11 protein-coding genes are annotated in these 12,104 nt (G+C 66.1%); 5 read left to right on the top strand and 6 right to left on the bottom strand.

The window, feature by feature from the left end; genetic code table 11:
- Positions 1-43: 43 nt before the first annotated feature.
- Together AABD04_RS13065 and AABD04_RS13060 are read right to left on the bottom strand one after the other, a co-directional pair.
- Positions 44-1,324, bottom strand: coding sequence for a ribonuclease D (locus tag AABD04_RS13065; protein ID WP_341441437.1), 1,281 nt, complete (start codon positions 1,322-1,324; stop codon positions 44-46).
- Positions 1,325-1,364: 40 nt separating this feature from the next.
- Positions 1,365-1,964, bottom strand: a complete 600-nt coding sequence (locus tag AABD04_RS13060; RefSeq protein ID WP_341443038.1) for a DUF3000 domain-containing protein — start codon at positions 1,962-1,964, stop codon at positions 1,365-1,367.
- A gap of 125 nt (positions 1,965-2,089) precedes the next feature.
- Between AABD04_RS13060 and hemE the strand changes: the two genes are divergently transcribed.
- Genes hemE through AABD04_RS13035 form a run of 5 tightly spaced genes read left to right on the top strand, consistent with a single transcriptional unit; the run spans position 2,090 to position 8,234 of the window.
- Positions 2,090-3,163, top strand: a complete 1,074-nt coding sequence (gene hemE, locus AABD04_RS13055; RefSeq protein WP_341441436.1) for a uroporphyrinogen decarboxylase — start codon at positions 2,090-2,092, stop codon at positions 3,161-3,163.
- Positions 3,160-4,515 carry a protoporphyrinogen oxidase gene (locus AABD04_RS13050; protein WP_341441435.1) on the top strand — a complete coding sequence of 452 codons (1,356 nt, stop codon included), beginning with the start codon at positions 3,160-3,162 and terminating at the stop codon, positions 4,513-4,515. Before hemE ends, AABD04_RS13050 begins: the two co-directional genes overlap by 4 nt.
- Positions 4,516-4,519: 4 nt before the next feature.
- Positions 4,520-5,215, top strand: coding sequence for a hydrogen peroxide-dependent heme synthase (gene hemQ / locus AABD04_RS13045; protein WP_243593185.1), 696 nt, complete (start codon positions 4,520-4,522; stop codon positions 5,213-5,215).
- Entirely contained in the window at positions 5,212-5,916 is a 705-nt protein-coding gene (locus AABD04_RS13040; protein WP_341441434.1) for an HAD family hydrolase, read from the top strand. Before hemQ ends, AABD04_RS13040 begins: the two co-directional genes overlap by 4 nt.
- The gene (locus tag AABD04_RS13035; RefSeq protein WP_341441433.1) at positions 5,913-8,234 is read left to right on the top strand and encodes a molybdopterin-dependent oxidoreductase; all 2,322 of its coding nucleotides are present in this window, start codon (positions 5,913-5,915) and stop codon (positions 8,232-8,234) included. The genes AABD04_RS13040 and AABD04_RS13035 overlap by 4 nt, the downstream gene beginning before the upstream one ends.
- On the opposite strand, the gene AABD04_RS13030 is transcribed toward AABD04_RS13035, so the two are convergent.
- From AABD04_RS13030 to AABD04_RS13015, 4 genes are all read right to left on the bottom strand, one after another.
- Positions 8,212-8,670, bottom strand: a complete 459-nt coding sequence (locus tag AABD04_RS13030) for a MaoC family dehydratase (RefSeq protein WP_183130156.1) — start codon at positions 8,668-8,670, stop codon at positions 8,212-8,214. The genes AABD04_RS13035 and AABD04_RS13030 overlap by 23 nt on opposite strands.
- 28 nt (positions 8,671-8,698) lie before the next feature.
- Positions 8,699-9,127, bottom strand: coding sequence for a peptide-methionine (R)-S-oxide reductase MsrB (msrB, locus tag AABD04_RS13025; protein ID WP_094615235.1), 429 nt, complete (start codon positions 9,125-9,127; stop codon positions 8,699-8,701).
- A 27-nt stretch (positions 9,128-9,154) separates the two neighbouring features.
- The gene (locus AABD04_RS13020) at positions 9,155-10,393 is read right to left on the bottom strand and encodes a glycosyltransferase family 87 protein (protein ID WP_341441432.1); all 1,239 of its coding nucleotides are present in this window, start codon (positions 10,391-10,393) and stop codon (positions 9,155-9,157) included.
- Between the two features lie 63 nt (positions 10,394-10,456).
- Positions 10,457-12,031 (bottom strand): alpha/beta fold hydrolase, encoded by a 1,575-nt coding sequence (locus AABD04_RS13015; RefSeq protein WP_341441431.1) that lies wholly within the window; start codon positions 12,029-12,031, stop codon positions 10,457-10,459.
- Between the last annotated feature and the right edge of the window lie 73 nt (positions 12,032-12,104).

Raw genomic sequence — 12,104 nt, 5'->3', positions numbered from 1 at the left:
CGACTCGCCCGGGTGCCCGGACGCGCCCCTACTGTAGCCGGTATTACCCGTCGGTAACTTGAGAAGGGTGCAGTGCTTCGGTCAGTACCGGCACCACCACCGTGCGCTGCCAGGGCCGAGCACCTCCCTCGACCAGTCGCGCGTCGATCAGCTCGGCCGGGTCGACGGCGGGGTCGGCCGGTGTTCGCCAATCCCACACCAGTCGACGCAACAGATCGGGCATCAGCAGATTCTCGACCGGAACCGACACCGATTCGCTGAGCTCGGTCATCGCCGCTCGGACGTCGGCGAGTCGGGCAGCCGCGTCGGGATCGCGGCGGGCCCATCGATTGACCGGAGGTGGACCGTCGAAAGAGGCTGCCATCGAAGGCAACTCGGAGGTCGGCAGTGCCCGCGCGCGAGTCAGCGCCGTGGCCCACAATCGGGACGATCTGCGTTGACGGGGACCGCCGAAGACCGGAAGTTGCTCGAGCTCTCGCGAGGTTTTCGGGTCCGCTGTTGCCGCCGCCACGATGGCCGAGTCGGGCAACACTCGGCTCGGCGCCACATCACGCTTGGCCGCCAATTCGTCTCGCGTGGTCCACAGTTCGCGAACGGCAGCGAGGGTGCGGGGAGATTTGATCGCATGGATTCCCGATGTCCGACGCCATCTGTCGGTCTTGGGTTTGGGCGGCCCGAGAGTGAGGATGTGGGCGAATTCCTGTGCTGCCCAGTCGGTCTTGCCCTGCCGGTCGAGCTCCTCGGCCATCGCGTCGCGCAATTCGAGAAGAACCTCGACGTCGAGTGCCGCGTAGTTGAGCCAGGTGTCGGGCAGGGGCCGGGTGGACCAGTCGGCGGCCCCGTGGCCCTTCTGCAGCGCCAGTCCGAGGGTGCGTTCGACGATGGCACCGAGTCCGACTCGATCGAATCCGGCGAGGCGTCCTGCCAGTTCGGTGTCGTAGAGCGTGGCGGGTACCAGGCCGAGTTCGGCGAGTCCCGGTAGGTCCTGATCGGCGGAGTGCAGTACCCATTCGAGCGGGTTGATCACCTCGGCGAGCGGAGCGAGGTCGCCGGAGACCGGGATCGGATCGAGCAGAACGGTGCCTGAGCCGCGGCGGCGAAATTGCAGAAGGTAGGCGCGCTGCGAGTAGCGGAAGCCGGAGGCGCGTTCGGCGTCGACGGCGAGGGGGCCGTGACCCGCTGCGAGCAGGGCGGCTGCCGCGCGCACGGCGTCCGGCGTGTCGACCACGTCGGGTACGCCGTCAGCCGGGGCCAGTAGCGGAACGGCGACAGGCACGTTCGCCTCGTCGTCCGGCGTGGTCTCGGGAGAACTCTCGGCTGACATGAGAAGTGACTCTAGGCCCTGCGGGTGGGAGGACCGCCCACTATGTCCGGCTGGAACTGCGCTGGCCGAGGGTGGTGATGCCCGCGGGCGGTAATCCGGCCGCGTAGGCGAGCACCTCGCAGAACGCCTCGACGTGCGTCGAGAGGTCCTCGGACGTCGCCGTCCACGAAGCGCGAAGTTCGAGCTGATGAGCCTTGGGTGGCCCGGCAATGTCGCCGTAGCGCACCGAGCTGGTGGAGGTGACCGTGCCACCCAGGGCGTTCAGGGGCTCCGACCGCGACTCGAGTGCGTCGACCAACCAGCTCCAGCCGACCTCGGGAAGCAGAGGATCGTCGGCGAGGGATTCGTCCACGTCCGCCTGAATGTAGGCGACCAGTCGCAGGGTGCCGTTCCAGGCTTCCGCTCCGTCGGGGTCGTACAGAAGGATGAGACGACCGAATGCGTCGCCGTCGCTCTGTTCCTCGATCTGCTCGGACTCGGCGTGTTTGACCTCGGCCCCGATTGCGTAACTGTAGGGAGCGAGACGTTGCGGCGGCCTGATCGGACCGATTTCGATCGCCGGGTGTACCTGAGCCCGATGCATCGCGTCGATGGCGGCGCGGAAAGGCGCAGGTTCGGCGGTTGATCGGGGTTCGGTCACGTCATCGGACGTTAGACGCGTCACGTTGCCCTGCGACGTAGGCGCGCCGAGTCGTGATCGAACTGCGGTGGGTGTGTCGCCCTTGGTGGCGGTTGCACTTCTCACGCGTGGCAGCATGGACGTCGATGAACGCCGAACCGCACGCCGCCGCCCCCGCCCGCCGAGAACTCCCGGACGCGCCGTTCCTCGCCGCGATCGCGGGTCGAGCTCCCTCGCGTCGGCCGGTGTGGTTCATGCGCCAGGCCGGTAGGTCGTTGCCGGAGTACCGCAAGATTCGTGCAGGTATCGGCATGTTGGATTCGTGCTTCCGGCCCGACCTCGTGGCCGAGATCACCCTGCAACCCGTCCGTCGGCACGACGTCGACGCGGCAATCCTGTTCTCGGACATCGTCGTCCCGCTCAAGGCTGCCGGCATAGACCTCGACATCGTCGCCGGTACCGGACCGGTCGTCGCGCAGCCTGTACGGTCGGCTGCCGACGTCGCCGCGTTGCCGATTCTGACCGCCGATCAGGTGGAGCCGGTGGCCGATGCGGTGCGGATCCTCACCCGAGAACTCGGTGGTACGCCGCTCATCGGCTTCGCAGGCGCGCCCTTCACGCTCGCGTCGTATCTGGTCGAGGGTGGTCCGAGCCGAAATCACGAGAAGACCAAAGCGCTGATGCGGTCCGATCCGGCGACGTGGCACGCGCTGCTCGACGCGCTGGCCACCACCACGATCACGTTCCTGCAGGCTCAGCTGACTGCAGGCGTCGACGCAGTGCAGGTGTTCGACTCCTGGGCGGGTGCGCTGTCCCTCGCCGACTATCGCGAGTTCGTGCTGCCGCACTCGACGCGAGTGTTCGACACCGTGTCCTCGGCCGGTGTACCCAAGATCCACTTCGGCGTCGGAACCGGAGAACTGCTCGGGGCGATGGGTGAGGCCGGGGCCGACGTCGTCGGCGTCGACTGGCGGATCCCACTCGACGACGCCGTGCACCGCGTCGGCAGCGGCAAAGCCCTCCAGGGCAATCTCGATCCAGCGGTGCTGTTCGCCGGCTGGGATGCCGTGGAGACGGAAGTTCGACGCATCGCCGCCGAAGGAGACCGCGCGGTGGCGGCCGGAGCGCGCGGACATGTGTTCAACCTCGGACACGGAGTGCTGCCCGATACCGATCCCGAGATTCTGACGCGCGTGGTGTCGCTGGTGCATTCGTTGTGACCGTCCGGCGGTACGCCGTGATCGGCGGCGGAATCTCCGGCCTCGTCGCGGCGTATCGCCTTCGGCAGTCCTGCGGGCCGGATGCCGAGATCACTCTCGTCGAGGGCTCGTCCCGCATCGGCGGCACGCTGCGCACCACCACAGTCGGCACGGACTCGCTCGACGTCGGTGCGGAAGCCTTCATCGGTCGACGGCCGGAGGTGCCGGCACTGCTCGCCGAGTTGGGCCTGTCGGATCAACTGGTGTACCCCGCGCCGGTGCGTCCGCTCGTTTTCTCCGGCGGTCGAACACACGCACTTCCGCTCGGCACCCTGATGGGTATCCCGTCTTCTGCCGACTCGGTACGGGATCTGGTGGACCCCCAAGACCTGCACCTCATCGAGACCGAGACCGCGCGGCCCTTCGCATGGACCGCGGGTTCGGACGTGAGTGTGGCCGATCTCGTGGGCACCAGATTCGGCTCTCAGGTGGTCAGCCGTTCGGTCGATCCACTGCTCGGCGGTGTGTACTCCGGTTCGTCGAGCTCGATCGGCGTCCGCGCGGCACTGCCCACGTTGGCTGCCGCGTTGGACGGCGGCGCGGCGAACCTGACCGAGGCAGTGCTGACAGCATTGCCCACCCCGTCGCCCGGACCGGTGTTCGGCGGCCTGCGCGACGGTTATGCGGTACTGCTCGACGCTCTTGTCGCCGCGACCGATGCCCGAACGGTCGTCGGAGCACACGTGGGTCGAATAGGCCGCGAGTCCGACGGGTGGTTCGTCGATGGCGTCGGACTCGTCGACGGAGTGGTGCTGGCGGTCCCGGCGCCGATTCTCGGTCGGCTGATCGCGGAGGTGGCGCCAGCGGCGTCGCAGGCCGCGCGGGATATCGAACTTGCATCGTCGGTCGTCGTCGCGCTCGCTTTCCCCAAGACGACGGAGCTGCCGCAGAACTCGGGAATCCTGGTGGCCACGGACGCAGGCCTGGACGTCAAGGCCTTCACCCTGTCGAGCCGCAAATGGCCGCACCTCGGGGAGCGTGATGCGGTACTGCTGCGGGCCTCGCTAGGCCGCTTCGGCGACTCCACGGCCTCGGACCGATCCGACGAGGACACGATCGCGATCGCGCTCGCGGACCTCGAGACGGTGTCGAGCGTCGATGCACGTCCGCTGGCGGCAACCGTGCAGCGATGGCCGGGAGGCCTGCCGCAGTACGCGCCGGGGCACCTCGATCGCGTTGCTGCCATCGAGGCCGGAGTTGCCGACCTACCCGGCCTCGAGGTCACGGGAGCCTGGCAGCGCGGCGTCGGGGTGCCCGCGTGTATTGCGTCCGCCACCACCGCTGCCGCCCGTGTGCTCGAAGTGGCACGATAGGGCCATGGCACGCCTCGATTACTCAGCGCTCAACTCGACTCTCCGCTATCTGATGTTCTCGGTCTACAAAGTCACGCCCGGGGTTCTGGGCGAGGATCGGGCCGAGGCCGCGAAGGAGGCGAAAGTCTTCTTCGAAAGTCGGGAAGACAAGGGTGTAGCGGTGCGCGGGGTCTACGACATCGCCGGTATGCGTGCCGACGCCGACTTCATGGTGTGGACGCACGCCGAACGCATCGAGGACCTCCAGGCGACATACTCCGACTTCCGGCGCACCACCGCACTGGGCAAGGCGAGCACTCCGGTCTGGAGCAACACCGCCCTCCATCGCCCGGCCGAGTTCAACAAGAGCCACGTCCCGGCCTTCATCGCGGGTGAGGATCCGGGCGCATACATCTGTGTCTACCCGTTCGTCCGGTCGATCGACTGGTACCTGCTGCCCGACGACGAGCGTCGGACGATGCTCGCCGATCACGGCATGGCTGCCCGGGGCTACAAGGACGTGCGGGCGAACACCGTGCCGTCGTTCGCACTCGGCGACTACGAATGGATCCTGGCCTTCGAGGCCCCAGAACTCGATCGCATCGTGGACCTGATGCGTGACCTGCGGGCCACCGAGGCAAGGCGACACGTGCGCGAGGAGACCCCGTTCTTCACCGGCCCTCGGGTCGAGGTGGACGCGCTCGTCGAATCCCTGCCGTGACGACAACGGGCACACCCGCGATCGACGCCGTCCTGTTCGATTTCTCGGGCACGCTGTTCCGGCTGGAGGAGCACCCGACCTGGTTCGACGGCATCCACGATGCAGACGGCACTCCGGTCGACGGAGCAGGAGCCGCGGAACTGATGCGGCGCATGACGGCACCGGTGGGGGAGACGGTCGAGTTCGACGACGCGACGCGTCATGCCTGGCGACACCGAGACCTCGACCCAGCCCTGCACCGACAGGCGTATCTGCACGTGCTCGCGCAGTCCGGGGTCACCGATCCGCAGCAGGCCGCGTCGGTGTACGGACGCGTGATCGACGCAGACTCGTGGACGCCGTATCCGGACACCGCGGCGGTGCTGAAAAGGCTTGCGCGCGAATCGGTTCGGGTAGGGGTGCTGAGCAATATCGCCTTCGACATCCGTCCTGCCTTCGTCGATCGCGATCTCGATCGGTACGTGGATCACTTCGTGCTCTCGTTCGAGGTCGGGCACGTCAAGCCGCAGCCGGAGATCTTTCGGCACGCGGTCCAGGCCCTTGGCGTCGATCCCGCACGCACGCTGATGGTGGGGGACAGCGCCGAGGCCGACGGTGCCGCGCGGGACATCGGGTGCCACTTCGCGCTCGTGGATCCGGTGCCGACGGTCCAGCGGCCCGATGCCCTGCTGGCAGCGTTGAGCGCGTTCGGAATTCGATGACCCGAGTAGCCGGTGCCCAGCACATGGGCCACTGGGGCATGTTCCGTGCCGAGTCGGACGGACGTGATGTCACCGCAGTCCATCCGCAGGCGACGGACAGCAATCCCTCCCCGGTGTTGGGTAACATCGTCGGGTCGGTGACCCATCGATCCCGTGTCACCGCACCGGCGGTGCGCAGGGGCTGGCTCGAGCACGGGCCAGGGCCGACCGACAAGCGTGGCAGCGACGAGTTCGTCGAGGTCTCGTGGGGTGAGCTGACGGACCTACTGTCGAACGAATTGCGCAGAGTAGTAGACACATTCGGTAACAACGCCATCTACGGCGGGTCGTACGGGTGGGCGAGCGCCGGACGCTTCCATCACGCGCAGAGTCAGGTGCATCGCTTTTTGAACTGCATCGGCGGTTACACGCGATCGGTGCACAGCTACTCACTGGGTGCGACCGGTGTCATCATGCCGCACGTCCTCGGTGCGCACTGGAAGATGTTCTCGCGCTCCACGTCCTGGAACGTGATTGCCGCACACACCGAATTGCTGGTGGCGTTCGGCGGAGTTCCGGTGAAGAACACCGGTATCAATCACGGTGGCACGTCGGATCATCCGACGGTCGGCTCGCTCGACGCGATGCGCGCCCGGGGTGGGCAGATCGTCACCGTGAGTCCGTTACGAAACGACATGAGTGGCGACGCTCGCTGGATCGCCCCGCGACCCGGCACCGACGTAGCGATGATGCTGGCGCTCGCATTCGTGCTCGCCGACGAAAAGCTGCACGACACAGCGTTTCTGGAGAAGTACTGCGAGGGCTATCCGGAGTTCGAGCGGTACCTGCTCGGCATCACGGACGGCACACCCAAGACCCCGCAGTGGGCGTCGACGATCTGCGGCATCGAGGCTGCGGAGATCGCGGATCTCGCGCGGGAGATGGCGTCGAAACGCACGATGGTGACGGTCACGTGGTCGCTGCAACGAACGCAGCACGGCGAACAGGCCCCGTGGATGGGCATCACGCTGGCATCGATGTTGGGTCGGATCGGCGTGCCCGGTGGGGGATTCGGACACGGCTACGGCTCGATGAACGAGCCCGGTCTGGCCCCGGTGCCGTATCCCTTACCGACCCTGCCACAGGGAATCAATCCGGTGCCCGATTTGATTCCGGTGGCCGCGGTCTCGGACATGTTGCTCGATCCCGGTGGTGAATTCGATTACAACGGTGAGCGATTGACGTATCCGGACATCAAGGTCGTCTACTGGGCCGGAGGGAATCCGTTCCACCATCACCAGGATCTCGGACGGCTGCGTCGCGCTCTCGGTAGACCCGACACCGTCGTCGTGCACGATCCCTACTGGACACCGATGGCCAAGCACGCCGACATCGTCGTACCGTCGACCACGTCGTTGGAACGGTCGGACTTGAGCTGCACGCGCAACGATCCGTTGCTCGTCGCGATGGAACCCGCCGTGGCCCGCTTCGCAGATTCGCGAGACGACTACGACACCTTCGCCGAGCTGGCGGCGAAACTCGGTGTGGGTGAGCAGTTCACCGAGGGACGTAGCTCGCAGCAATGGCTGGAGCATCTGTACGGGCAGTGGCGCGGATATCTACGCGCAGGCGGCGTCGATACGCCGGAGTACGAAAATTTCCGGCGCGAGGGGTCGTTTCGAATGCAGACCGAGGACGATCTGACGTTCCTCCAAGATTTTCGATCCGACCCGGTGGGGAACGCCCTGCGCACCCCGAGCGGCAAGATCGAGATCTTCTCGGCAACGGTTGCGAGCTTCGACTACGACGATTGCCGGGGGCATCCGATGTGGTTCGAGCCGCAGGAATGGCTCGGCGGACCACGCGCCCAACAGTTCCCGTTGCACCTGATCGCCAATCAGCCGCGCACCAGGCTGCACAGTCAGCTCGATCACGGTGCGGTGAGCCGCAACTCGAAGATTCAGGGCCGCGAGCCCGTACGCATGCACCCGTCTGCGGCCGCGGCCAGGGGAGTATCGGACGGTGAGGTCGTGCGGGTGTTCAACGACCGCGGCTCGTGCCTGGCCGGTGTGATCATCGACGACGCGATGCTGGAATCGGTCGTACAGCTGTCCACCGGGGCCTGGTACGACCCCGAAGATCCGGCCGATCCCGATTCGATGTGCAAGCACGGCAGCGTGAACGTGCTCACCGCAGACGAGGGATCGTCGGCGCTCGCACGTGGGTGCACCGGCCAACACGTGTTGGTGGAGATCGAACGCTACGACGAGCCGTTGCCGCCGATCACCGCGTTCGATCCACCTGTTCGATCCGGGGTCAGAACACGACCCGAGAGATGATCTCGGCGACGAGCGCGGGCTTGTCCTCGCCCTCGATCTGCAACGTTCCCGCCGTCACCAGCTGTAGTGCTCCACCGGATACTTCCTCGGCAGAGACGAGGGTGGTCTGCAGGCGCACGTGGGCGCCGACCTTCACCGGGTTGATGAAGCGAACCTTGTTGGAGCCGTAGTTGATTCCCAGCTTGGTGTTCTCGATGGTGTAGATCTGCCAGTTGAGCATCGACACCAGGGACAGGCTCAGGAATCCGTGTGCGATCGGTGCGCCGAACGGGCTTTCCTTCTTCGCCCGTTCGACGTCCACGTGGATCCACTGATGATCGCCGGTGGCGTCGGCGAAAGTGTTCACCCGTTCCTGGGTGATCTGCAGCCAATCGCTGGTACCGAGGTCTTCGCCGACGGCGGCCTTGATCTGCTCTGGTGAGGTGAAAGTGCGCATGCTCACAGTATGGCTCGAGCAGAGCGGATCAGGATGCAGGCTTGAGCGTCAACGAGATCGAGTTGATGCAGTACCGCTGGTCGGTCGGCGTGGGGTAGCCCTCGCCCTCGAAGACGTGGCCGAGGTGACTGTGGCAGGTGCGGCAGACGACCTCGACACGGCGCATTCCGAGCGTGGTGTCCTCTTTCAGGATCACGGCATCGCTGTCGGCCGGATCGAAGAACGACGGCCAGCCGCAGTGGGATTCGAACTTCTCGGTGCTGCGGAACAATTCGGCTCCGCAGGCTCGGCACTCGTAGATGCCTTCGGTGGTGGTGTCGGTGTACTCGCCGACGCCCGGGCGTTCGGTGCCTGCTTGGCGGAGCACCGCGTATTCCTCGGGGGTCAGCTTCTCGCGCCACTGTGCGTCGGTGAGCTGGACGGCGGGAGCGGAGTTGTTGTCGGTTGCTGAACTCATGCTTCCACGCTAATACGATTTGTCGGGCTATGCCGTTTTCGCAGGTGGCGCGCTCGGCAGCAGGTAGCTCGGTTCGATTCCGTCGTCCAGTCGTCCTTCGCTTCGAGCGGCGAAATAGCGTCCGACGAGAACACCGAAGATGACGACGATCAGCAGCGCCCACCCGAAGGTGGTTCGGAGATAGTCCAGTGCGCGGCCGGTTTCGATCCACCGCCCGGACAGCCATCGGTCGTAGTTCATGAACCCGTAGATCGCGAGCCAGGCGGGCCAGTTGCGTAGCAGTGAGTTCTTCAGCACGACGGTCATCAGCAGCGGGAACAGCATCATGGAGTAGTACATCTGGCCCAGTGATCCCAGCAGCCAGTGTGCGGTCAGGATCAGTCCGGAGGTGGTCGCGAAGAAGAACAGACGATCCTCGCGGCAGTATCGGTAGAGCAACCACAGCGAGATCAGAACCATGATTCCCAGAACCGCACGGATGCCGAGCGTCAGCAGTTCGGGAACACCGTAGTAGCGCCCGTTGCCGACAACGGCGCTGTTGAAGTAGTCGCGAGTCTGCAGTAGGTACGGCAACGTCCGGTCGATGAAGTTCATCGGGTCGACCGACAGCGGCCAGGCGATGGCCATCATCACGACGGGGATCGCGATCGAGGTGATGAAGACCTTCCACTGACGCGTCATCAGCGGAAGCAGCAGCAGCGGCGCGAGCATCGGCTTGATGGCCAGAGTCAGACCCATGGCAACGCCGGCCGACAGGTCCTTGCGCTGGAGTAGATACCCGAGGAAGGCCACCTCACCGAGAAGGACGAAGCCGTTGAAGTTGGTGAACACCAACGTGTTGGTCACGGTTTCGCTGACGAAGGCCGCCAGCAGGAGTGCGGGGGCCGCAACCGAATCGAGCCGGAATCCGAAGATACGCAACAGGATGTACAGCGCGAGCAGAATCGCGACGGTGCTGGCGATGATGAACAGCCAGCGGGACCGCTCGGGATCGATGACGGCGATGGGGGAGAGCAGCATCGTCGCGCTCGGTTGATACAGGTAGTGCGGATCGACCGAGTCGAAGTTGGCCGTGTACACCGGCTGGCGGTTCAGGAATGCCAGGGCAGCGCTGTACACCGGGTTGAAGTCGTTGGTGACGTCACCGTTGACCGCCTTGATCACCACGCGCTGGATGACGGTCATGATGGCGATGGGCCACAGGGCGTACTTGATTACCTCGGCGGTCGTCCGCCCTGACCGCGGCTCCAGAAAGCTAAGTGACACCCGGGAACGGTACCCGAGGCGACGACTGCGCCGGCGAAGGACACCCCGCGATGGGCACCCGACTCAGGCGGGGCAGACGGTGCCGTCCGTCGGAAGCGCGGTGTCGCGGGCGTAGTTCACCGCAGCGCTCTGCAGACACTGGGATCCGCCGAGGCTCGGGTGCCCGCTGCCCTGCCATGCGGCCGAGGCGACGCCTGCACCGGACGCCCCGACCAACCCGGTCACCGAGGACAGGCCGCCATTGCCGACGATCGGGTCGCCGGCGTTGGACAGGACCAACACCGGGACGTCCAGAGACGACGGCAGCGGAATGGATGGAGCCGTCGGCCACGACGAACACAGCAGCGCCGTGAGAGCGGCGTCGGTGCCGTAGATCGGATAGCGGTCGTTCCACTGCGACGACAGGTCGCGAACTCCCTGCGGCGACGGCCACTGCTGCCCGTCCGTGCAGCGAGAAACGAATTGTCCGTCGGTGCCATAGGCGTTTCGACCGCGTTCGGCGAGGGCCTCCAGCGCGGTGGTGTCGGCCGCGGCAGCCGCCGACAGGGTCGTCGACAGGCCGGTGGCCCGCGACGACGCGTCGCCTGCGGTCGATGCGAGCGCGAAAGTGATGCCGTTCAGGATTTCGTGGGTGGACAGCGGCGAGAATTCGCCACCGGCCGCGCGTCCGAGCAGCTCCGCCACGGCGGCCGTCGGGTCGCTGCCGAGAGAGCAGTTCAGAGCGACACAACGCTGGGCAAATGCAGTGAAGGCTGCTTCTTTGCCCTGGGTCCGTTGTTCGGCAAGCGTGATCTGATCGGCACCGATTCCGGTCGGCGAGTCGAGGATCAGGCGGGCGATGTTGTCCGGAAACTTCGCCGCGTAGGCCAACGCGGTGAGCGCGCCGTTGCCCGAGCCGATCACTCCGATCCGGTCCACTCCCCAGAGTTGTCGTAGGCGGTCCAGGTCATCGGCGGCGTAGGTGGTGCCGAAGGCGAGTTCCTGTGGCTGCAACGTGTCGGTGCACTCGATGGTGGCGTCCCGACCGGCGTCGACGGCTCGGTCCACGGCATCGGCGTCGGATCTGGTGAACTGCCCCAGTGCATCGACAGCAGACTTGGTAGGAGACTGGAGGGTGTCGTCGATGCAGTCCACGGCGGTGGATCGGCCGATGCCACGTCGGTCCACCGCGACGACGGGATGCGCCTCGAGCAGGGTCGAGAGCGGACCGGCAGACATCGTCGCGAGCGTGGCGATCGAGGACCGATCCGAACCGGAGGTGAAGACCAACGGGCCCGCATCGGCCGGTGTGCGATCGAGTCGCGCTCGCAGTGCACCGACGGCGAAAGTGCCGAACATCTGCCCGCTGGCGTCGACGTCGGCTTCGTACTCCGCGCACTCCAGGGTCAACCCCGGAGTAGTAGAGGTGAGCCCGAACGTCCCGAGTGTCGCATCGGTGCACTCGGCCCAGGCGAGATCGGAGGTCGGAACTGCGAGTGCTTCCGGTTCCGGCGGCGCTTCTGGCGAGGACTCGGCGGGCTGACCGGGGGAGCGTTGCTCCACCGCGACATCGGGCCGCATCGACGGCCCGGCACCACAGGCCGCGCACGATGTGGCGAGGACGAGGGCGGCGGCGAGCAACGTACGTTTCTGCGTCACCGTGCGAGGCTATCGACTTTTCGATCGGTGCCGCGCCGCGAGCATCGCGAGCTCATGTCACCGGGGTGGACCG

Source organism: Rhodococcoides navarretei (genome assembly GCF_038069675.1).
GTDB classification, from domain to species: Bacteria; Actinomycetota; Actinomycetes; order Mycobacteriales; family Mycobacteriaceae; genus Rhodococcoides; species Rhodococcoides navarretei.
This window is presented reverse-complemented; position numbering and strand designations above follow the sequence as displayed.